The organism is Klebsiella sp. CN_Kp100 (assembly GCF_040065315.1).
Lineage (GTDB): Bacteria > Pseudomonadota > Gammaproteobacteria > Enterobacterales > Enterobacteriaceae > Klebsiella > Klebsiella oxytoca.
Genome location: NZ_JBEAIJ010000004.1, coordinates 1 through 22126, shown reverse-complemented (window position 1 = coordinate 22126; position 22126 = coordinate 1). Strand labels below are relative to the sequence as shown.

Annotated in this window: 21 protein-coding genes; 5 read left to right on the top strand and 16 right to left on the bottom strand. The window is 55.1% G+C overall.

Annotated features, from left to right (window positions below):
• The first annotated feature begins 62 nt into the window (after nucleotides 1-62).
• Nucleotides 63-818 carry an HTH-type transcriptional regulator UlaR gene (ulaR, locus tag ABLV12_RS04125; RefSeq protein WP_004109113.1) on the top strand — a complete coding sequence of 252 codons (756 nt, stop codon included), beginning with the start codon at nucleotides 63-65 and terminating at the stop codon, nucleotides 816-818.
• Here ulaR and yjfP read toward each other — a convergent pair.
• Complete coding sequence (yjfP, locus tag ABLV12_RS04120; RefSeq protein ID WP_160886358.1) at nucleotides 815-1531, bottom strand: esterase; 717 nt, start codon at nucleotides 1529-1531, stop codon at nucleotides 815-817. The two genes, ulaR and yjfP, sit on opposite strands and share 4 nt — an antisense overlap.
• Before the next feature lie 202 nt (nucleotides 1532-1733).
• Between yjfP and bsmA the strand changes: the two genes are divergently transcribed.
• Together bsmA and yjfN are read left to right on the top strand one after the other, a co-directional pair.
• Nucleotides 1734-2042 carry a biofilm peroxide resistance protein BsmA gene (gene bsmA / locus ABLV12_RS04115; protein ID WP_004109119.1) on the top strand — a complete coding sequence of 103 codons (309 nt, stop codon included), beginning with the start codon at nucleotides 1734-1736 and terminating at the stop codon, nucleotides 2040-2042.
• Nucleotides 2043-2179: 137 nt separating this feature from the next.
• Nucleotides 2180-2455 (top strand): DUF1471 family protease activator YjfN, encoded by a 276-nt coding sequence (yjfN, locus tag ABLV12_RS04110; protein ID WP_026055994.1) that lies wholly within the window; start codon nucleotides 2180-2182, stop codon nucleotides 2453-2455.
• Here the strand turns inward: yjfN and ABLV12_RS04105 are convergent.
• Entirely contained in the window at nucleotides 2452-4083 is a 1632-nt protein-coding gene (locus tag ABLV12_RS04105; protein WP_064396581.1) for an isovaleryl-CoA dehydrogenase, read from the bottom strand. The two genes, yjfN and ABLV12_RS04105, sit on opposite strands and share 4 nt — an antisense overlap.
• Nucleotides 4084-4188: 105 nt before the next feature.
• Here ABLV12_RS04105 and ABLV12_RS04100 point away from each other — a divergent pair, with 105 nt between their 5' ends.
• A complete protein-coding gene (locus ABLV12_RS04100; RefSeq protein ID WP_348866798.1) occupies nucleotides 4189-4371 on the top strand; it encodes a hypothetical protein in 183 nt (60 codons plus the stop codon).
• Nucleotides 4372-4587: 216 nt separating this feature from the next.
• On the opposite strand, the gene rlmB is transcribed toward ABLV12_RS04100, so the two are convergent.
• The 14 genes from rlmB to nnr all read right to left on the bottom strand — a co-directional run bounded on the left by rlmB (nucleotide 4588) and on the right by nnr (nucleotide 20649).
• Nucleotides 4588-5319, bottom strand: coding sequence for a 23S rRNA (guanosine(2251)-2'-O)-methyltransferase RlmB (gene rlmB / locus ABLV12_RS04095; RefSeq protein ID WP_004109129.1), 732 nt, complete (start codon nucleotides 5317-5319; stop codon nucleotides 4588-4590).
• 88 nt (nucleotides 5320-5407) lie between these two features.
• Nucleotides 5408-7855 (bottom strand): ribonuclease R, encoded by a 2448-nt coding sequence (rnr, locus tag ABLV12_RS04090; protein ID WP_023320204.1) that lies wholly within the window; start codon nucleotides 7853-7855, stop codon nucleotides 5408-5410.
• A gap of 37 nt (nucleotides 7856-7892) precedes the next feature.
• Nucleotides 7893-8318 (bottom strand): nitric oxide-sensing transcriptional repressor NsrR, encoded by a 426-nt coding sequence (gene nsrR / locus ABLV12_RS04085; RefSeq protein WP_004097980.1) that lies wholly within the window; start codon nucleotides 8316-8318, stop codon nucleotides 7893-7895.
• 151 nt (nucleotides 8319-8469) lie between these two features.
• Nucleotides 8470-9768: an adenylosuccinate synthase gene (locus tag ABLV12_RS04080; protein ID WP_004109135.1), complete on the bottom strand. Its 1299-nt coding sequence runs from the start codon at nucleotides 9766-9768 to the stop codon at nucleotides 8470-8472.
• Between the two features lie 102 nt (nucleotides 9769-9870).
• Entirely contained in the window at nucleotides 9871-10068 is a 198-nt protein-coding gene (locus tag ABLV12_RS04075; RefSeq protein ID WP_348866797.1) for a DUF2065 domain-containing protein, read from the bottom strand.
• Between the two features lie 335 nt (nucleotides 10069-10403).
• The gene (hflC, locus tag ABLV12_RS04070) at nucleotides 10404-11408 is read right to left on the bottom strand and encodes a protease modulator HflC (RefSeq protein WP_004109137.1); all 1005 of its coding nucleotides are present in this window, start codon (nucleotides 11406-11408) and stop codon (nucleotides 10404-10406) included.
• 2 nt (nucleotides 11409-11410) lie between these two features.
• The gene (gene hflK, locus ABLV12_RS04065) at nucleotides 11411-12667 is read right to left on the bottom strand and encodes an FtsH protease activity modulator HflK (RefSeq protein ID WP_004109140.1); all 1257 of its coding nucleotides are present in this window, start codon (nucleotides 12665-12667) and stop codon (nucleotides 11411-11413) included.
• Nucleotides 12668-12732: 65 nt separating this feature from the next.
• Entirely contained in the window at nucleotides 12733-14013 is a 1281-nt protein-coding gene (gene hflX, locus ABLV12_RS04060; RefSeq protein WP_004109143.1) for a ribosome rescue GTPase HflX, read from the bottom strand.
• A gap of 75 nt (nucleotides 14014-14088) precedes the next feature.
• The gene (gene hfq, locus ABLV12_RS04055; protein WP_004097968.1) at nucleotides 14089-14397 is read right to left on the bottom strand and encodes an RNA chaperone Hfq; all 309 of its coding nucleotides are present in this window, start codon (nucleotides 14395-14397) and stop codon (nucleotides 14089-14091) included.
• 89 nt (nucleotides 14398-14486) lie between these two features.
• Nucleotides 14487-15437, bottom strand: coding sequence for a tRNA (adenosine(37)-N6)-dimethylallyltransferase MiaA (gene miaA, locus ABLV12_RS04050; RefSeq protein ID WP_016809366.1), 951 nt, complete (start codon nucleotides 15435-15437; stop codon nucleotides 14487-14489).
• Nucleotides 15430-17325 (bottom strand): DNA mismatch repair endonuclease MutL, encoded by a 1896-nt coding sequence (gene mutL / locus ABLV12_RS04045; RefSeq protein WP_064396584.1) that lies wholly within the window; start codon nucleotides 17323-17325, stop codon nucleotides 15430-15432. The genes miaA and mutL overlap by 8 nt, the downstream gene beginning before the upstream one ends.
• 10 nt (nucleotides 17326-17335) lie before the next feature.
• Nucleotides 17336-18667 carry an N-acetylmuramoyl-L-alanine amidase AmiB gene (gene amiB, locus ABLV12_RS04040; RefSeq protein ID WP_016809368.1) on the bottom strand — a complete coding sequence of 444 codons (1332 nt, stop codon included), beginning with the start codon at nucleotides 18665-18667 and terminating at the stop codon, nucleotides 17336-17338.
• 16 nt (nucleotides 18668-18683) lie between these two features.
• Nucleotides 18684-19145, bottom strand: coding sequence for a tRNA (adenosine(37)-N6)-threonylcarbamoyltransferase complex ATPase subunit type 1 TsaE (gene tsaE / locus ABLV12_RS04035; RefSeq protein WP_004109155.1), 462 nt, complete (start codon nucleotides 19143-19145; stop codon nucleotides 18684-18686).
• Nucleotides 19138-20649 carry a bifunctional ADP-dependent NAD(P)H-hydrate dehydratase/NAD(P)H-hydrate epimerase gene (nnr, locus tag ABLV12_RS04030; protein WP_160886455.1) on the bottom strand — a complete coding sequence of 504 codons (1512 nt, stop codon included), beginning with the start codon at nucleotides 20647-20649 and terminating at the stop codon, nucleotides 19138-19140. Before nnr ends, tsaE begins: the two co-directional genes overlap by 8 nt.
• Nucleotides 20650-20662: 13 nt before the next feature.
• Here nnr and queG point away from each other — a divergent pair, with 13 nt between their 5' ends.
• A complete protein-coding gene (queG, locus tag ABLV12_RS04025) occupies nucleotides 20663-21802 on the top strand; it encodes a tRNA epoxyqueuosine(34) reductase QueG (RefSeq protein WP_004109161.1) in 1140 nt (379 codons plus the stop codon).
• Nucleotides 21803-22126 lie beyond the last annotated feature (324 nt).

Sequence of the window (22126 nt, the reverse complement as noted above, 5' to 3'; positions counted from 1 at the left end):
ATTAGTATTTTCACCTGATTTCAAATATCATCTTTGCTTATCACTTTTAATCGGATTTGCTCATGACGGAAGCGCAAAGACATCAAATTTTACTGGATTTGCTGGCACAAACGGGATTTGTCACCGTGGAGCAGGTGATTTCCCGACTGGGAATTTCTCCGGCGACGGCACGGCGCGATATCAATAAACTCGACGACAGCGGCAAACTAAAAAAAGTCCGCAACGGCGCGGAAGCCATCAGCGAGCAGCGCCCGCGCTGGTCACCAATGAATATTCACCAGGCGCAAAACCACGACGAGAAAGTGCGGATTGCACGTGCGGCTTCGCAACTGGTCAACCCCGGCGAAAGTATTGTTATCAACTGCGGCTCTACCGCCTTCCTGCTTGGGCAAGAGCTGTGCGGAAAACCGGTACAGATCATCACGAACTATTTGCCGCTGGCCAATTACCTGATCGATCAGGAACACGACAGCGTCATCATTATGGGCGGACAGTATAACCGCAGCCACTCCATCACCCTGAGCCCGCAGGGCAGCGAAAACAGCCTGTACGCCGGGCACTGGATGTTTACCAGCGGCAAAGGTCTCACCGCCGAAGGGCTATATAAAACCGATATGCTGACAGCGATGGCGGAGCAAAAAATGCTTAACGTCGTCGGTAAACTCGCGGTACTGGTCGACAGCAGTAAAGTTGGCGAACGCGCCGGAATGCTGTTTAGCCAGGCCGGGCAAATCGACCTGGTGATTACCGGAAAACAGGCGGATGAAGCGATCCTCAAGCAGCTTGAGGATCAGGGCGTTCAGGTGATTCGCGTTTAAAGATGGCGTTGAAAAAACGCCACCGTCGCTGCTAACGCCTCTGGCGTAATGCGGTGACGGACGCCCTTCTGCCAGAGGCAGGTTAACTTATCGGTCATCTCATGTTGCCGCAGCGCCTGCTGCAGACGGAAGGTCTCTTCCGGAGGCACCACATCATCTTCATCGCCGTGCCAGAGCAGCAGCGGCCGACTGGCAAGCGTCGCCAGCTGCTGGCTGACGTCCCAATCCGCCAGCTGCGTTGCATCAAATGAAGGCGAAGGGAAAAGCCTCTGCGAGAGCGTACTGAAATAGCCAGACCCCATCAGGCAGGCAACGCTTTTCAGCTCTGGATGATGGGTCATTATCCCCAGCGCCGTCATTCCGCCCATCGATGCTCCGGCAACCGCCAGCCTGTCGTCAGCAAGCCATCCCTGAGCACGAATCGCCTCCTGTAATGCCGGAAATTCAGCAAAATTTTGCATCAGGATCGGCCAGAAGCGCTGCATCCGCCCTTGTTCATCTCCCTGATAGCGCGCACCGTGTTCGGCCGCATCGGGCATAATGACCCGAAACCCGGCCTCTGCCAGAGCAACGGCAAAGTAGCTGTAGACTAGCTTAGAAGAGGTAAATCCATGATAAAAGACGATGCAAGGCAGCGGTGAATCCGCAGCGCCGTGCGGGCACGCATGGAGAACTTCACCACCCGCAAGGTTACGCATTTCTAGTGCAATCATTTACCGTCTCCTTTCTCTATAGTGGTGTGGTGCTATGTTATTACTCGAGTCTCTTGTTCGCACATGATTCATAATCTTGAGAACCAGATTACGCTTTCACGATATTTTCATTCGAAAATCGCGTACCGGATAACAATTTGGGAACATTCCCCAGAAATGAGATTCAGGCTACCACTACACTATGACTATCAGGAAACGAGATATGGCTATGCGTAGGTTTATACCCTGGCTATTGGCTATCGCTTTAAGCGGCTGTAGTGCGCTACAAGGGACGCCAGAAGCGCCGCCGCCAGCAACCGACCATCCGCAAGAGATCCAACGTAATCAGACGATGGGCTTGCAGAAGATGGGCACGGTGAGTGTCTTAAAGTACGGCTCGCCGATGGATGTCGAGGCTGCGCTAAAAGTCAAAGCTGAAGCAGCTAAGGCGGATTACTACGTCATCATTATGATTGATGACACCATGGTTCCCGGCCAGTGGTATTCGCAGGCGATTTTGTACCGTAAATAGCGGTCAATCCTTAAGCGAGCTTTACACTGCTTTGCGCCCATTCACGTTCTCCTGTGCATAATAACGTTCGGCCAGCTGTAACCTGGCAGAACGTTAGCAACGGACTGCCCTCAGGACTATGTGAAATGGAGCTGACGATGAAACGAAATTTTTCCCTACCCAGCCTGATGTTGACCACCGTCACGGCCAATACTTCCGCGCAGTCAGCGGAGTTTGCCAGCGCTGACTGCGTGACTGGCCTGAACGAAATTGGCCTGATTTGCGTTAACAATATTTCCGGCAGCCAGCAGGACGTTGAGCATGCTATCGCCTTGCAGGCCGATGAGCAGGGTGCGTCCTGGTATCGCATCGTCCAGATGTACGAAGAGCAGCAGCCGGATAACTGGCGGGTACAGGCCATTCTCTATGCCTAAGGCGCCTGACGTCCACGCCCCATTGCCCGTAGCAGCAAGTCGTCCAGCGTCTGCTCGTCCAGACGCATGCCGCCGCGCGTGTCGAGCATCATACGGCACCAGGCTTCCGCCAACGGCGGTGAAGCAACGCGTAATACCTGCGCGCCAGCGCCCAGCCTATAGACCAGCCGGGTAATTTCCCGCCCCTGCGCTTCCACAGGTCGCCGCAACCATTGCTGCAACTGCCGCCATGCGCGATCGAAATGACGGTTTTGCCCTTTCACTTCCGCGCACTCCGCCGCCAGTAGTTCAAGCGCCGCCGGCTGCTTCATCAGTACACGCATCACGTCCAGGCACATAATATTAGCGGAACCTTCCCAGATACTGTTTACCGGCATTTCGCGGTACAAACGCGGTAGTTCACTCTCTTCGCAATAGCCCGATCCCCCCAGCACCTCCATCGCTTCAGCGACGAAGGCGATCCCGGATTTGCAGACCGCAAATTTTGCCGCGGGCGTGAAAAGCCTTGCCCACAGCGCTTCCTGCGCATCACCGCGTCTGTCCCAGGCACGCGCCAGGCGGAACAGAAAGGCGGTTTGCCCTTCCAGCCGCAGCGCCATTTGCCCCAGAACCTGACGCATCATCGGTTGATCGACCAGATTTTTGCCAAATGTCTGGCGCTGCAGAGCATGATACAGGGCGACTGAATAAGCCCGGCGCATCAGCGCATGGCTGCCCAGCGCGCAGTCAAAGCGGGTCAGGCCCCCCATCTTAAGAATCTGACGGATGCCATCGCCCTCTTCCCCGATCGGCCAGCCGCAAGCATTGTAAAACTCAACCTCGCCACTGGCGTTCGCGCGGTTACCTAATTTATCTTTCAGCCTTTCCAGGCGTACGCCGTTACGCTGACCGTCCGGCAGCAGGCGCGGGACAAAAAAGCAAGAGAGTCCCGCCGGCGCCTGCGCCAGCACCAGATGAGCATCGCTCTGCGGTACCGAGAAAAACCATTTATGACCGATAAGATGATAAAAGCCTTCGGCGGTTTTTTCCGCACGCGTCGTGTTGCTCAGGACATCGGATCCCCCCTGCTTTTCCGTCATCCCCATTCCGATAAGCAGCCCTCGCTTCTGATTACCCGGCACCAGATGCGGATCGTAGCGATCGCTTAGGAGCAGCGATAGCCAGTCGCTAAAAGCCCCGGGTAAGGAGCGCTGCAGCAATGGAATAGCGGCAAAGGTCATCGTGACGGGGCACAGAGTTCCCGCCTCGACCTGCGCATGCAGCATAAAGCGGGCAGCGCGGGCAACGAAGGCGCCTTCGCGAGCGTCATCCTGCCAGGCAAGGTTATGTACCCGGTTAGCGCATAATCCTTGCATCAGCAGATGCCAGGCGGGATGGAAACGAACATCGTCAAGCCGCGATCCCGTCGCATCATAGCGCAATAGTTCCGGCGGATTACCGTTAGCCAGACGCCCCAGCTCCAGCGATTCTGCCGTCCCCAGCTGTTGGCCAATACTCGCCAGCAGATCGCCATCCCAGCCCGCGCCTTCGCGGACAACGGCTTCACGCAGGGCGGTATCGGACAGGAATAAGTTGCTGTTACACAGCGGCGCGGGTTGATTAAATACAGTATGAGTTTGCCAGTGCATGATGTTTCCCTCCTTCAATGGCTCTGCCGATAAGTATGGACAACGGCGCACTTTCCGTCAGAGAACTCTGTTATAAAGTTCTCTCACAATCTGAAAGGGAATTTCATGATTCATTTAATTATTGAAGATCGGGAAAACGCACTGACCTATATTCCGCTTATCCGTCGGCATCTACCCCATCTGGCGATTAACGCCATCAAGCAGAACCTGAACGCTTCGGGATACGTTACCTCATTTGATGAAAGCAAAATTTGCGACGATATCCTTGAAAAGCAGAATCCCGTTTGAAATTTTCTCAATCTCATCAAGATATTAAAAAATCGGGGCGCGCAGCTTAAATTCATCGAGCAAACGGGAGATGAACCAGGAGAGGCGTTATCCTTAAGCCAGCTATTGAACTATGTGGAAAGAGGTCTGGAAATCGCCCGTCAGACGGAACGAGAAGATGAACAGGCAAGACGAAGATAAGCCATCCCGGAGAATGGCTTATACAGGAAAAAGAGATTAGCTGCGCTGACGCACCGCTTCAAACAGGCAAATCCCGGTGGCGACCGATACGTTCAGCGACGAGACGCTGCCGGCCATCGGAATGCTGATCAATTCGTCGCAGTGCTCGCGGGTCAGGCGTCGCATGCCTTCACCTTCCGCGCCCATCACCAGCGCCAGCGAACCGGTCATCTTGCTCTGGAACAGCGTATGGTCGGCTTCACCCGCGGTACCGACGATCCAGACGTTCTCTTCCTGCAGCAGACGCATGGTGCGTGCCAGGTTGGTGACGCGAATGAGCGGAACGTTCTCCGCCGCGCCGCAGGCGACTTTTTTCGCCGTGGCATTCAGCTGCGCGGAGCGATCTTTGGGCACAATCACCGCATGTACGCCTGCGGCATCAGCGCTACGCAAACAGGCGCCGAGGTTGTGCGGATCGGTCACGCCGTCGAGGATCAAAAAGAATGGCTGATCGAGAGAAGCGATCAGATCCGGCAGATCGTTCTCCTGATACTGACGTCCGGGCTTCACGCGGGCAATAATTCCCTGATGAACGGCGCCTTCGCTTTTCTCATCGAGAAACTGGCGGCTGGCGACCTGAATCACTACGCCCTGTGCTTCCAGAGCATGGATCAGCGGCATAAGGCGCTTATCCTCACGGCCTTTCAGAATAAAGACTTCCTGAAAACGCTCAGGTGCGCGCTCCAGCAGTGCCTGCACCGCGTGGATGCCGTAAATCATTTCACTCATTTATCTACTCGTTTTAGGTTCTGTTATCAGTTCCCTTCACCCCGACCACTGCGGAATAACGCAAGAAGCCAGGGTAAAGGAAATCTCATTACTCAGCTATTTTCTTTTTCGCCGCGCGCCTGGCTTTGGTCGCAGCAGCTATCTTTTGGGTTTTCGCCGACGGCTTCTTCGCTTTCTTCTCGCCTTTTGGCTGAGCGGCCTTCGGCTGGGATTGACCTTTCGGTTTACGGAATGCGCTATCCGGCTCGAAGTTTACCTGCTTACCAGCCTGGCGGCGACGTCCGGAAGCTTTACCTGCCGCCCCTTTCTTCGCCTTTTCACGCTCGGTCTTACCGACGTTGCGCGGGGCGCGCTCGCTGGAGATAAGCGAGAAATCAATTTTACGCTCATCCATATTCACCGCTTCAACGCGTACTTCAACGCGATCGCCCAGACGATAGGTTTGACCGCCGGATTCACCGATCAGACGCTGTCCTACCTGGTCGAAACGGTAGTAATCGTTATCAAGGGAAGAGACGTGCACCAGACCATCGATAAATAGTTCATCAAGACGTACGAAGAAACCAAAGCCGGTCACGCTGGCAATCACGCCCTTAAAGACGTTACCGACCTGATCCAACATGAAATCACACTTCAACCAGTCCGAAACATCGCGCGTCGCTTCATCAGCACGGCGCTCGGTCATCGAACAGTGCGCCCCCAGCTGCAGCATCTCATCCATGCTGTAGTGCCAGCCGCCGGTCTCAGTGCTATTACCTTTATGCCCTTGCTCTTTCGCCAGTAAATACTTGATCGCGCGATGCAGCGACAGGTCAGGATAGCGGCGAATCGGCGAAGTAAAGTGAGCGTAAGATTGCAGCGCCAGACCAAAGTGGCCGCGGTTTTCCGGATCGTATACTGCCTGTTTCATCGAGCGCAGCAGCATAGTTTGCAGCATCTCAGCGTCAGGGCGGTCGGCGATAGACTGCAGTAATTGCGCATAGTCGCGCGGCTCCGGCTTGTTGCCGCCAGGCAGCTCAAGCCCCAGCTCTGCAAGAACCGAACGGAATGCGGTAATCGCTTCGGTGCTTGGTTTGTCATGGATACGGAACAGCGCCGGCTCCTCGGCCTTCTCAACGAAGCGCGCCGCGGAAATGTTCGCCAGGATCATGCACTCTTCAATCAGCTTGTGCGCGTCGTTACGCTGAGTCTGCTCAATACGTTCAATACGACGTTCAGCATTAAAGATGAATTTAGCTTCTTCACTCTCAAATGAGATACCGCCACGCTCTTCACGCGCGCCGTCCAGCACTTTGTAGAGGTTGTGTAGCTCTTCAATGTGCTTGACCAGCGGCGCGTACTGCTCACGCAGATCCCGATCGCCCTGCAGCATATGCCAGACTTTGGTATAAGTCAGACGGGCATGAGAGCTCATCACCGCTTCGTAGAATTTGAAGCCGGTGAGACGACCCTTAGCCGAAATCGTCATTTCACAAACCATACAGAGTCTGTCGACCTGAGGATTCAGCGAGCACAGGCCGTTAGAGAGTACTTCAGGCAGCATGGGAACGACCTGCGACGGGAAGTAGACCGAGGTGCCGCGGCTGCGCGCCTCGCCATCCAGCGGCGTACCAGGACGCACATAGTAGCTCACATCGGCAATCGCCACCCACAGACGCCAGCCGCCGCCGCGTTTCTTCTCGCAGTACACGGCATCATCAAAGTCACGGGCATCTTCGCCATCAATAGTAACCAGCGGCAGATTACGCAAATCCACGCGACCGGCTTTCGCTTCTTCCGGTACCTGCTCTTTCAGGCCAGCAACCTGTTTTTCTACTGCTGGCGGCCAGACGTAGGGGATTTCATGGGTGCGCAGGGCCATATCGACCGCCATGCCGGTACCCATGTTGTCGCCGAGGACCTCAACAATTTTGCCGACCGCTTTGGTGCGCCGGGTTGGACGCTGGGTCAGCTCAACCACCACTACAAAGCCCATCCTCGCGCCCATGATCTCTTCGGGGGGAATCAGGATATCGAAGCTCAAGCGGCTGTCATCAGGCACAACGAAGCCTACGCCCGCTTCGGTAAAGTAGCGGCCCACGATCTGGCTGGTTTTGGGCACCAGCACGCGGACGATACGCGCTTCCCGGCGGCCTTTACGGTCGGCGCCTAACGGCTGCGCCAGTACCTGATCGCCGTGAATGCAGGTTTTCATCTGCTCGGACGACAAATAAAGGTCATCTTTACGGCCTTCAACGCGCAGGAAGCCATAACCGTCGCGGTGGCCAATAACGGTCCCCTTCAGCAGATCGAGACGTTCCGGCAGCGCATAGCACTGGCGACGCGTAAAGACCAGTTGACCATCGCGTTCCATTGCGCGCAGTCTGCGGCGCAATGCTTCTTGTTGTTCTTCGCCTTCAATATTCAGCTCAATTGCCAGCTCATCTCGGCTGGCCGGTTTTTCACGTTTTGCTAAATGATCGAGGATAAATTCCCGGCTCGGGATTGGATTAGCGTATTTTTCAGATTCGCGGTCCAGGAAAGGATCTTGTGACATGTCGGTTCCTCCGTTGTCATCTCCAGTGAAGTTTACGTCACTCCACCAGTAATAATTTATAAAGCGGTTGATTCTTTTCAACCAAATCGGCCAGCGTGTAGTTATCCAGTTCCTTGAGAAAACTTTGCGCGGCTTCAGCAAGCGCCTGTTTCAGACGACAGGCGGGCGTAATATGGCAAAATTCACTGCTGCAGTTGACTAAAGAGAGCGGCTCCAGATCGCGAACCACATCACCCACGCGAATCATATTTGCCGGTTTCCCCAGACGAATTCCGCCGTTCTTTCCCCGAACCGCCGTCACATAACCCACGCGGCTCAGCTGATTGATTATCTTAACCATATGATTACGGGAAACGCCGTAAACCTCCGTCACTTCGGAGATACTGGTCATTCTTCCATCCGGCAGCGACGCCATATAAATCAGCGCGCGTAGTCCGTAATCAGTGAAACTCGTTAACTGCACAATCAACCTCAGGGAAAAGAAAAACAGAGTGCGTCGGTAGACGTAATTACTATTGATGATAAACCAGCCAGCGCTCAGGCCGCTAATTTATTTAAATGGGGCGGGCGAACAGCAAAAACAAGAGGCGCCTGAACGGCGCCCCTGGAGATAATTATGCGTCGAAAGGATCGCGCAGAATCATCGTCTCGGTACGGTCAGGACCGGTAGAGATAATATCAACCGGTACGCCGGTCAGCTCTTCAATGCGGGCGATGTAGTTCAGCGCTGCCTGCGGCAGACCGCTGCGCTCTTTCACACCGAAGGTGGTTTCAGACCAGCCCGGCATTGTTTCATAAACCGGCTCAATACCTTCCCAGTTGTCGGCAGCCAGCGGAGTGGTGGTCACTTCACGGCCATCCGGCATACGGTAGGCAACGCAGATTTTAACTTCTTTCAGGCCGTCCAGGACGTCAAGCTTAGTCAGGCAGAAACCAGACAGGGAGTTAATCTGCACCGCGCGGCGTACCGCAACGGCATCCAGCCAACCGGTACGACGACGACGGCCGGTGGTGGCGCCAAACTCGTTACCCTGTTTACACAGGAACTCGCCGGTTTCATCAAACAGCTCAGTCGGGAACGGGCCTGCGCCTACGCGAGTAGAGTAAGCTTTGATAATACCCAGAACGTAATCAACATAACGCGGGCCCAAACCGGAGCCGGTCGCCACGCCACCTGCGGTGGTGTTGGAAGACGTTACGTACGGATAGGTACCGTGGTCGATATCAAGCAGCGTACCCTGCGCGCCTTCAAACATGACGAAATCGCCACGCTTACGCGCCTGGTCAAGCAGATCGGAAACATCAACCACCATGGAGGTCAGGATGTCGGCAATCGCCATCACGTCATCCAGAACTTTCTGGTAATCAACCGCTTCAGCTTTATAGAAATTCACCAGCTGGAAGTTGTGATATTCCATCACCTCTTTCAGTTTGTCAGCGAAGGTAGCTTTATCAAACAGATCGCCAACGCGCAGACCGCGGCGAGCCACTTTATCTTCGTAAGCCGGGCCGATACCGCGACCGGTCGTACCGATAGCTTTCGCGCCGCGCGCTTTCTCACGCGCAACATCCAGCGCAACATGATATTCGAGGATAAGCGGACAAGCTTCAGAAAGCAGCAGACGCTCGCGAACAGGGATACCACGGTCTTCCAGACCTTTCATCTCTTTCATCAGCGCAGCCGGAGACAGCACCACACCGTTACCGATGATGCTGGTGACATTCTCACGAAGAATTCCTGATGGAATGAGATGGAGGACGGTTTTTTCACCGTTGATTACGAGAGTATGGCCGGCGTTGTGACCGCCCTGATAGCGCACAACATATTTAGCCCGTTCAGTCAGGAGATCGACGATCTTCCCTTTACCTTCGTCACCCCATTGGGTGCCCAGTACGACGACGTTGTTACCCATTTTTCAAAATCACCGTTTGCTTAAAAATGGATTCTACCATCGCTTTTTCAGAGTTACAGCACTTTTTGCACTCAAAAGACGGTAAATTAGTCTACTTTGCGCTCAGCCAATCGTTTTCCTCAACATGTAGTAGATGACGATGCCGGCAACCACAAGTCCCCCGCCAAAGCGGCGTAATAAATTATCCGGTAGCTGGCTCATCGTGGCGACCATACGGCGCCATGCGCGGGGATAAAGCAGCGGTCCAAGCCCTTCAAGTACTAAAACCAGCGCCAGTGCCAACCAGATTATTGAGTTCATTATTCACCTTTATTTAAATGCAGCCAGTACAGCACCAGTCGCTCACTCGCGTTGAGTTGCACTCACTTCACATTCTCCGCTATTTCATCAATGTTATGAACCGGCTTTATGAAATGAAATACATAACAACTTGTTTTTTCTTAATTTCAATGATCGATTAGCGTACTAACCCCAGAAACGAAGATAATGAATTAAGCGCTGGTTTTATAAATGAAGCATTCTCGCAAAACGTAGCATCCGTGGGTTCATTGAATAAAAAACACCGCGGTAATTAATCGCTTTCATCATGTAAAAAAGGCGCCCCGATGGACGCCTTTTTGCATACTCATTGCTTATCAGCGAGTCGCTGCCGCTGGAGATTTCATATAGCGGAAGAAATCACTGTCCGGACTGAGAACCATCACGTCCTGATTGCTCTTGAAGCTGTTCTCGTACGCACGCAGGCTACGGATAAAGGCGTAGAATCCTGGATCCTGACTGAATGCATCAGCAAACAGTTTTGCGGATTCCGCATCGCCTTCACCGCGCAGGATACGCCCCTGGCGCTCGGCTTCCGCCAGCGTTTTGGTGACTTCATAGTCCGCAGTCGCGCGCAGTTTTTCAGCTTCTTCCTGACCCTGTGAGCGATGGCGACGAGCTACCGCTTCACGCTCAGCGCGCATACGGTTGTAGATCGCTTCAGACACTTCAGCAGGCAGGTTGATCTGCTTAATACGAACGTCGACGACTTCAATACCCAGCGCCGCCATACTGTTCGGGTTGATCACCTGAACCTTACCGTTCGTTTCTGCTTCAACTCGCTCCGCCGCTTTGGCAATTGCATCATCGGCAGCCGGCGTACTGACTTCATCTTCTGTGCCCGCAGAGCCTGAGTTCAGGGCATCGCGCACTTCCAGGGTCAAACGACCGCGGGAGTCGGTCACGATGTCTTTCACATCCAGACGACCAATTTCAGAACGCAGACGGTCGGAGAATTTACGCTTCAACAGTACTTCGGCCTGGGAGACGTCACCACCGCCGGTAGCCAGGTAGTAACGGCTAAAGTCGCTGATGCGCCACTTGATATAAGAGTCAACGATCAGGTCCTTTTTCTCTTTGGTAACAAAGCGGTCGGCCTGATTGTCCATCGTCTGAATACGCGCATCGAGCATCTTCACGGATTCAATAAATGGAATCTTGAAGTGAAGGCCAGGCGCATACACCAGCGGTTTGTTTTCATCGTCGCGCAGAACTTTACCAAAACGCAGCGTGATACCGCGCTCGCCCTCTTTGACAACAAAGATGGACATATAGAGCACCACCAGCACGATGACAATTATCGCGATAACAGATTTACGCATCGTTATTCCCCCTGACGCTGGTAGTCGTTACGCTGCGCGTTGGCGCGGCGTTGGTCCATAATGGTGCCTCCCGTAGAGGTAGAAGCGTTACTGGCGCTGCTTGAGCTGGATGCAGGCGGCAGACGCAGCAGATCGCTTGCGCCACTGCTATCACTCTTTGCCGCTGGCGCGCCAGCGCCTTTCAGCATCTGATCCAGAGGCAGAACCATCAGGTTGCTCCCCTTATCGTTAACCAGCACTTTACGAGTATGGCTCAGCACTTTTTCCATGGTTTCGATATACAGACGCTCGCGGGTGATTTCCGGAGCCGCTTTATACTCAGGCAGAATTTTTGCAAAGCGAGCCACTTCACCCTGCGCTTCAAGAACGGTCTGGGTCTTGTACGCGCGAGCCTCTTCAAGGATACGCTGCGCCTGACCATTAGCCCGTGGCTGAACTTCGTTGGTGTAAGCTTCCGCTTCACGAATGTACTGCTGTTCGTTTTCACGTGCGGCAATCGCATCATCAAATGCGGCTTTCACTTCCTCCGGCGGACGCGCCGTCTGGAAGTTGACGTCCAGCAGGGTGATACCCATGTTATACGGACGAATCGTCTCTTCCAGCTCACGCTGGGTATCGCTACGAATGACGGTACGCCCTTCGGTCAGGATACGGTCCATCGTGTATTTACCAATAACGCCACGCAGCGCGCTGTCGGTTGCCTGACGCAGGCTGTCGTCAGCGCTGGTCACGCTAAACAGATAGCGTTCCGGGTCGGTCACGCGGTACTGTACGTTCATCTCAACGCGCACGACGTTTTCGTCTGACGTCAGCATGACGCCGGAGGCCGCCAGTTCGCGCACCGATTCAACGTTAACCGCCTGAACGTTATCAATGAAGGTGGGTTTCCAGTTAAGGCCAGGCTCAACCAGATGGCTAAATTTACCAAAGCGAGTGACGACGCCACGTTCAGCTTCTTTAATGGTATAGAAACCGCTGGCTGCCCAGATAATAACCGCAGCGGCGGCAACGATGCCGACGATACGTCCGCCCATAGGCCCGCGTGGTCCCTGTGAGCCGCTACCGCCGCCCAGTCCACCTTTCCCGCCGCCCAGGCCGCCAAGTTTTTTACTTAGCTTACGGAAGATATCATCCAGATCGGGAGGTCCCTGCTCGCGACCACCTTTGTTGCCATTTCCCCCAGAGTTGCCGCCTTGGTTATTGCTGCTTCCCCACGGGTCGCGGTCCTGTCCGTTATTACCGGGCTGATTCCACGCCATGTATATGCTCCATATTTGTTTTTGATATCCCCACAGGGGTTAATATCTTCAGGCAAGCTGCAAGGTCAAATCACGTATTCAACCAGCGCTGGCTCTTGTTTACAGAGGCGACGCCAGTCAACGATCGGCATGCGCACCTGCAGACCAACGCTACCGTCATCCTCCATCCACTCTTTCTCTATCGCCTGAAGCTGATAGAATCGGCTTCTCAACCGGCCTTCCTGCGGCGGCAGGCGCAGCGTATGCTGAGCCACTTCACCAGAGAGCCGTTCCGTCAAAGCCTGAAAAAGCAGCGGTACGCCAACCCCGGTCTGGGCGGAAAGCCAGACCCGAATCGGTTTGTTTTCTTCATCCCGATCGATACGCGGCTCAAAATCATCCAGCATGTCGATTTTATTCATGACCAGCAGCGCCGGGATCTCATCGGCCTCGATTTCCGCGAGTACCGTATTTACTGCGTCAATATTTTCTTGCACGCGAACATCCGCCGCATCAATGACATGCAGCAGCAGCGTCGCCTGGCGCGTCTCCTGGAGAGTCGCTTTAAACGCGGCCACCAGATCGTGCGGCAGATGACGAATGAAACCTACGGTATCCGCCAGCACGGTTTCACCAACATCAGGGACATCGATGCGGCGCAGCGTCGGATCCAGAGTGGCGAACAGCTGGTTCGCTGCATAGACCTCAGCTTCAGTTATCTGATTGAACAGCGTGGATTTACCGGCGTTGGTATAACCGACCAACGACACGGTGGGTATATCGGCTTTGGCCCGTGACCGCCGTCCTTGCTCGCGCTGTTTTTCAACTTTTTCCAGTCGCGACAGGATCTGCATAATACGGTTACGCAGCAATCGGCGGTCAGTTTCGAGCTGGGTTTCACCCGGGCCGCGCAAACCAATCCCGCCTTTCTGTCTTTCAAGGTGGGTCCAGCCGCGAACGAGGCGAGTCGCCATGTGGCGCAGCTGCGCCAGCTCAACCTGCAGTTTCCCTTCGTGGGTACGCGCTCGTTGGGCAAAAATATCTAAAATCAGGCCGGTGCGATCGATAACCCGACATTCGCATAAGCGTTCGAGATTTCGTTCCTGCGCCGGACTCAGGGCATGATCGAATAGCACGACCGATGCACCGGTCGCTTTTACGGCTTCCGCAATTTCGACAGCTTTACCTTCACCAACAAAATACTTCGGGTGCGGTGCTTTACGGCTACCGGTAATCACCTGCATTGCTTCGACACCGGCGGAAGAGGCCAGAGTTTCAAACTCCTGGAGATCTTCCATATCTTTGTCTTGCGAAAAATAGATGTGTACCAGTACCGCCTGCTCACCGGCATCATAACGGTCAAACAAGCGTAAACCCCTTATAAAATACCAGCGGGGAACGCAGAAAACCTGGCTCCCCGACGTGGAAAAACAGCATCTGCCTTATTCGGCGTCTTCGCTGTCTTGCTGCGGTGCAGAAGAACCCTGCGCACCACCACCGTGGTGATAGTTGTTAGTACCGCCGCCAGCATTGTTGCTGTGGTGTGACACCGGGCGAGACGGGACAACGGTAGAAATTGCGTGCTTATAGACCATCTGGCTGACCGTGTTTTTCAACAGGATCACGAACTGATCGAAAGACTCAATTTGCCCTTGCAGCTTAATACCATTCACCAAATAAATAGAAACCGGAACACGTTCCCGACGCAAAGCGTTCAGGAACGGATCTTGTAAAGATTGCCCCTTAGCCATTCTCTCTTTTCCTTATATGTATGCTTGTTTTGTACTCAGAACCTTACGATTCTTAAAAATTACGCACGATACCGTTCAATTGTACACGTTCAGTCCAGGCTAGCACCAACAACCTGTAATACTTTGTTGAACGCTTGTTCAGGTTGTTCACTGTCTAACCAGTGAATACCTTCCCAACCGCGCAGCCAGGTAACCTGACGTTTAGCTAACTGTCTCGTGGCGCAAACACCTCGATAAACCATTTCATCATACGGGATCTCGCCATTAAGGTAAGACCACATCTGGCGATATCCGACACAACGAATGGAAGGCATATCCGTATGCAAATCTCCCCGGGCAAAAAGCGCCCGCACTTCTGCTTCAAAACCTGAAGCCAACATCTGATGAAAACGCTGTTCTATGCGCTGATGGAGCAGTTCACGGCTCGCCGGGGCGATGGCGAACTGGTGCACCTTATACGGCAGAGCATCACCTGACGTTTGCGTCAGCTCCGTTAAAGTTTTACCCGAAATGAAAAAAACTTCCAGTGCTCGGGAAAGTCTTTGCGGATCATTTGGATGAATACGCGCTGCGGCAACGGGATCTATTTCCTGTAGCTGCTGGTGTAACGCGTTCCATCCCTGCTCTGCGGCCTGTTGCTCAATCCGCGCTCTGACCTGCGGATCTGCCGAAGGCAAAGGCGACAATCCTTCCAGCAACGCTTTGAAATACAACATTGTTCCGCCAACCAGTAGCGGAATACGCCCGGCCGCAACGATATCAGCCATCTCTGCCAGCGCATCGCGACGGAAATCCGCCGCGGAATAAGCCTCGGCCGGGTCCAGAATATCCAGCAGGCGATGCGGCGCAGCGCTCAGCTCTGCGGCATCGGGCTTGGCCGTACCGATATCCATCCCTCGATAGATTAGGGCTGAATCAACGCTAATCAACTCTACTGGCAAAACTTTACGCAGGGCGATAGCCAATGCGGTTTTACCAGAGGCCGTCGGGCCCATTAAAAATATTGCCTTAGGCAGGCTTGCCTCGGTTACATCACTCATCTTTCAGGGCATTCATCGCCGAATGTAAATCAACAGGTTGTAACAGGCCACCCGGCGGCGCTTTAACCAGCTGCGGACATAAACGCTCGATATCCGCCAGGACGGCAATCGCCTGCGCCATATTCCACTGCGCATGTTCGCTCGCCAGATTACGCGCTATCCACTGAGCAATATTGTCGGCGTCGCATGTTTTTTGCTGCGCCAGGTAGCCTATCAGTTCAGGAATCAAGATTTGTAAATTTTGTTGTCTTAAGGGTAAAGGCACTGCGCGGATCGTCACGTAGTGCGCATCGGACTGTAGTTCAATACCGACTTCTGCCAGCGCCGACTGCACCTGCTCAAGCGCGTCCTTTTCCGCCCCGGACACTTTTATCCGCAGCGGGATAAGCAGCGGCTGGGCACAGACCGCCTCCGCGCCCGGCGTTAGCTGCGCCTGGCGTAGCCAGCGCTCGGCAACCGGCAGGGCCAGCAGCGCAAGCTTACCGTCGCGCTCCAGCAGCGCACAGTCGTTATCGACGATCGTCAGCACGCGGCCAAAACTTTGGCTATGGCCTGCCAGGCCTTCCGCTACCGGCGCAGGAGATTTTGGTTTTCGCTCCGCGGCCGGAGTATCCAGCAGTTGGCGATAGAGCGCCCCCTGCTGTTTTTGATAACCTGGCTGCGCATGCGGCCAGCCGGCTCCGCCAGATGACCCCGTGGCAGCGGATTCTCGCGAGCCGCCGGTGCTGGTATTAAAGCGCGGCGCGACGGGCTCGTCACGATAACGGGGAGCGGCGGTTTCACGCGCGACGGCGGGCTGGGCAAAATGATTGCCGCCTGCCGCAATGCGGTTTTCAGGTACCTGACGCGACGCGGGTTCTGCGCCCTCTTCTGCCAGAGGAGCGTTCAGCTGCTGCTGCAGAACGCTTAGCACGCCTTGATAGATAAAATCGTGCACCAGGCGCGACTGATGAAAACGCACCTCATGCTTGGCCGGGTGCACGTTCACATCCACCTGATGCGGATCTATCTTCAGGTACAGCACAAAAGCGGGCTGCTGATCGGCGCCCAATTTGTCTTCGCAGGCCTGACGGATCGCGTGATTAATCAGGCGATCGCGCATCATCCGTCCGTTGACATAGCAATACTGAATCTCCGCCAGCGTCGGATTGGTATGCAGAGGATCGGCCACCCAGCCGCTGAGGGTCAGGTCGCCGTGCTGCCACTCGATAGCCAGAGCATGTTCGAGAAACGGCAAACCGCAGATTGCGCCCAGACGCCGTTCGCGCTGGCCATCCTGCGATACCGCCCGGTACTGGCGCACGGCCTTTCCGTTGTGGCTGAGGTTAATGGTCACGTCAAAGCGCGCCAGCGCGATGCGCCGTACGATCTCGTCGATATGGCCAAACTCGGTTTTCTCAGTGCGCATAAACTTGCGCCGGGCGGGGGTGTTATAAAACAGATCCAGTACTTCCAGCGTCGTACCCACCGGGTGGGCCGCCGGCTTCACGGTTACTGCCTGATCGCGTCCTTCGGCATAGGCCTGCCAGGCCTCCTGCTGATCCTCGGTACGCGAGGTCAACGTCAGGCGAGCGACTGAGCTGATACTGGCCAGGGCTTCGCCGCGAAAACCGAGGCTAATTATCGCTTCAAGATCATCAAGCGAAGCAATTTTACTGGTCGCGTGGCGAGCCAGCGCCAGCGCCAGCTCGTCTTTTTTAATGCCGCAGCCGTTATCGCGGATGCGGATTAACTTCGCGCCGCCGCGCTCAATATCAATATCGATGCGCGTCGCCCCGGCATCGAGGCTATTTTCCACCAGCTCTTTAACCACCGACGCCGGTCGTTCCACCACTTCACCTGCGGCAATCTGGTTGGCGAGCTGCGGCGGTAGAACCTGAATCGGCATGGCCGTCTCCTTAATTTAACAGCGTCCCATCTGACGAACCTGCGCTGGCAGTCTGCGCGGCTGCCCCGCGCGGCGCGGATTGTAGAGGATGTTGCATAAAGTAGTTACGCAGACCGTTATAAATGGCCTCTGCGACTTGCTGTTGATAAGCATCGCTGCCCAGCAGCCGCTCTTCGCCGTTATTACTGATAAACCCCGTTTCCACCAGGATTGACGGGATATCCGGCGAGCGCAGTACACCGAGGCTGGCATGTTCAGGACGACGCTTATGTAAATCGCCGATCCGCTGCAGCTGGCTCAGCACGTTAGTCGCCACATCATACCCGACGCGCTGGGAATGGCCGAACTGTAAATCCAGCACCGCCTGGCTCAGGTAAGGGTCCGACTGGCTGTTGGCCAACACATCGCCTGCACCGCCCAGCAGTTCGGATTGTTTCTCATGTTGCTCGAGCCAGCCGGCCATTTCGCTGTTCGCGCGACGGTTGGAAAGCACCCAAACCGATGCTCCGGTAGCATCGCGATTCGGTGCAGCGTCGGCGTGAATCGAGACAAGGAAATTGGCGTTTTGCTTACGCGCGACGTCAGAACGCCCCATAACTGAAATGAAATAATCGCCGTCGCGCGTCAGCACGGGTTTGAACTGAGGATCGGCATTCAGCAGCGCGCGGAGCTTACGCGCAATCGCGATGGTCACATTCTTCTCTTTAGTGCCGTTCGGACCAATCGCTCCGGGATCCTGGCCACCGTGACCGGCATCAATGGCGATAATCACTTTATCGTCGCTAGAAACGGTACGTGCCGCAGGACGCGTTACGCTGGTCGTACTGGTCACCGCAGTCAGGCGGTCGTTATCGGCTTTAAACGGGTTGCGCGCCGGCTCGCTCGGACGCACGGGCTGCGCCACGGGCCGTTCTGCCTGTTTCACCACGACACGCGGTGGCGGAGGCGGAGGCGGTTCATCGGCATTAATCGTAAACACCACGGTATAGTTAGAACCGTTCTGCTGTTTCACCGCGCGCGTTTTGCCGTCGGCGGTTAAATCCACCAACAGACGCAGCGACTGGGTATCCTGCGGCGCTCCGGAACGAATGCTTTTTACCAGATTATTGCCGCTAAACTGCAGCGGCAAGCCCTGGAGTACGCCGCTCTGTTTGATATCCAGCGCGACGGTGCGTTTGCCCTGCGGGCTAAACGAATATTCAGGGTCGCCGATAAAACTTATGGTAATACGGGCCTGCCGATCGCCATTTGAGACCTGGATATCGGATAAACTTGCCGCAGTGGCCTGAATGCTGAACAGCATCAGTGCGGCGGTCAGCCAACTGGTTAAGCGATACATCATCCCGTCGTCCTTCAGGCTAATTAGCCAAACGCGCCAATAAAGACTCACCCAATGAGGAGACCGCAGTTACGCGCGCCTCACGCCCTTGAGCCTGATATTCAAGGTGAATTTCAACATCCGGTTCCGGCAGTACGCCTGTACCCTGCTGCGGCCATTCCACCAGGCAGATGGCGTCGTCGGTAAAATAATCGCGGATCCCCATAAACTCGAGCTCTTCAGGGTCCGCCAGGCGATAGAGATCGAAGTGATAGACCATCAACTTATCGAGACTATAAGGCTCGACAAGGGTATAGGTCGGGCTTTTAACGTTGCCGCGGTGACCGAGAGCCTGAAGGAAACCGCGGCTAAAGGTCGTCTTACCCGCCCCTAAATCGCCGTACAAATAGATGACCGTCGCGCCAGTGCATGCCTGCGCTACGCGGTTGCCAAGGCTGAGAGTTGCCTGCTCGTCGGGTAAAGGAATCACTCGATTAATCATGGTCTACGTCAATCACATCCGGGTTAACAACACGCCTGAGCGTGGAAAAAAGATCGGTCGCCAGCATGCCGCGGGTGCCGTATCTGGCCGCCAGACGATCGGCGGCTTCGCCATGAGCAACGCATCCGGCACAGGCGGCATCATACGGCGTCAGCTGCTGGCCTAACAACGCAGCAATTATGCCGGTCAGGACATCGCCCATTCCGCCGCTGGCCATTCCGGCGTTGCCGGCATCGATAATACCCGTCTCGCCAGCGTCACTCGCCACGATCGTACCTGCGCCTTTCAGCACAACGACGCCGCCATAACGTTTTACCAGACGTTGTGCAGAATGTAAGCGATCGCTTTCAATTTCTGCCGCACTCACGTTCAGCAGACGAGCGGCTTCGCCGGGATGCGGCGTCAGCACGCGATTGTGACGTTTATCGGGATTGATTGCCAGCAGGTTCAGCGCATCCGCATCCCAGACCATCGGTTTGCGAAAATTCTCCACCTGGCGCAGCGCATTTTTACCCCACTCGCCCTGCCCCAGACCCGGCCCAATCGCGACGACATCCGCCCATTGCAGACTCTCTTCGAGCGAGCGGGAGGTCAGCTCATGGACCATCAGTTCAGGCCTGGCGGTCAGAATGGGCGCAATGTTGTCCCGGTGAGTCAGGACTCGCACCAGCCCGGCGCCCGCGCGCAGAGCCGCCTCGCCGCTCATGCGGATGGCTCCCGCCGTACCCGGTTCGCCGCCGATAATGACCAGCTTCCCGTGGTCGCCTTTGTGCGACGTTGGGCGTCTGGGCGGTAGCCAGTCGGCAAGCTTCGAGGCATCGAAGCGACTGAGCGCCGTCGTCTGGCCTGCCAGCCAACCCTCAAGCCCCAGGGCGTGGTGATGCAAGCGGCCAACGACATCGCGAGCCTTGCCGGTCAGCAATCCGGGCTTAAGCGCGATAAAGGTGATGGTATGAGCGGCCTGGATAACCGCACCCGGCGTGGTCCCCGTCTGCGCATTCAGACCTGAGGGGATATCCAGCGCCACAACCGGCGCCGGATGGGCATTAACGCGCGCGATAAGCTCCGCAACGTTTTCCCGTGGAGCGCTCTGCAATCCGGTCCCGAGCAGGCCGTCAATAATTAGCGTGATATCTTCTGGCCAGGCGATGTCGGCGGCATGAATCGTACCGCCGGCGTTGAGCCACTCTTCACGCGCGGTACTGGCCTCTTCCGGCAGCGGCTTCTCGCTATCCAGCGCCACCAGCGTGACCTGAATACCTCGCGACTGCGCCAGGCGAGCCACCACGTAGCCGTCGCCGCCGTTATTGCCGTGACCGCAGAGAATCAGCCAGCACCGGTTTTCAGGATAGTGCTCGTAAGCCCGTTCAAAAGCCGCTTCGCCCGCACGACGCATCAGCTCGTATAACGTCAGCCCGAGGGCATCCGCCGCCTCTTTTTCCGCCCGCCGTAGCGCATCCGCCGACCAGATGATATGTGGTATACTGTCGGCGTTTTTCGTCATCGTATGGTCCATCATGTCACAGCCCCTCGATCTCAATCAGTTAGCGCAGCAAATCAAACAATGGGGCACAGAGCTGGGGTTCCAGCAGGTCGGTATTACCGATACCGATCTCAGCGCCAGCGAACCTAAACTGCAGGCGTGGCTGGATAAACAATACCATGGCGAAATGGAGTGGATGGCGCGTCATGGCATGATGCGCGCGCGACCTCATGAACTCCAGCCCGGTACGCTCCGCGTGATTAGCGTCAGGATGAACTATCTTCCCGCTAATGCCGCTTTCGCCCGAACCCTGAAAGATCCCGCGTTGGGTTACGTTAGCCGTTATGCCCTTGGACGGGACTATCACAAGCTGTTACGTAATCGCCTGAAAAAATTAGGTGAGATGATTCAGGGGCAGTGTGCTTCGCTCAATTTTAGACCTTTTGTCGATTCCGCGCCGATTCTTGAACGCCCTTTAGCCGAAAAAGCGGGGCTGGGATGGACAGGTAAGCACTCACTCATCCTTAGCCGCGATGCCGGCTCGTTCTTTTTCCTCGGCGAATTGCTTATCGATCTCCCTCTTCCCGTCGACCAGCCCGTTGAAGAAGAGTGCGGACGCTGCGTTGCCTGCATGACCATCTGCCCAACCGGCGCCATCGTCGAGCCCTATACCGTTGATGCCCGGCGCTGTATCTCCTATCTGACTATCGAACTGGAAGGCGCTATTCCGGAAGAATTTCGTCCGCTGATCGGTAACCGCATATACGGCTGTGATGACTGCCAGCTGATTTGCCCGTGGAACCGCTTCGCGCAATTAACCGATGAAGATGATTTCAGCCCGCGTCAGGCGCTGCATGCCCCGGCGCTGGTAGAACTGTTCGCCTGGAGCGAGCCCTGGTTTTTAAAAGTGACGGAAGGATCGGCCATTCGCCGTATTGGTCATCTGCGCTGGCTGCGTAATATCGCCGTTGCGTTGGGCAATGCGCCCTGGAATGAAGCGAACCTGCAGGCGCTGGAAAGCCGCCGGGGTGAGCACCCACTTCTCGACGAACATATCGAATGGGCGATTGCGCAGCAAATTGCAAAAAGAAATGCCAATGTGATTGAGGTGCAACTACCGAAAAAGCTACGGCTGGTCAGGGTGGTTGAAAAAGGGTTACCGCGCGACGCCTGATTCATTCACAGGGTGTGAATAAAAATAAAAACACATTGCGTTTCAACATGCAGACGTTCGTCAAGCGATCGAGTTAACACTTTGAAATGAAATTTTCTTATTATATTTCAACAATATAGATAAATACTATTTACATAGTGAAGTATTTTTCGGGATTAAGGCAAAAGATTAACCTGTGGATAAGTCTGTTCACAGTATTTTCTGGACAGGACGAAAATCATCCCCGGCGCGTGATTGCGCTGTGGATAAATCAGGTATAAGAAGAAATTTGGAGCGGGAAACGAGACTCGAACTCGCGACCCCGACCTTGGCAAGGTCGTGCTC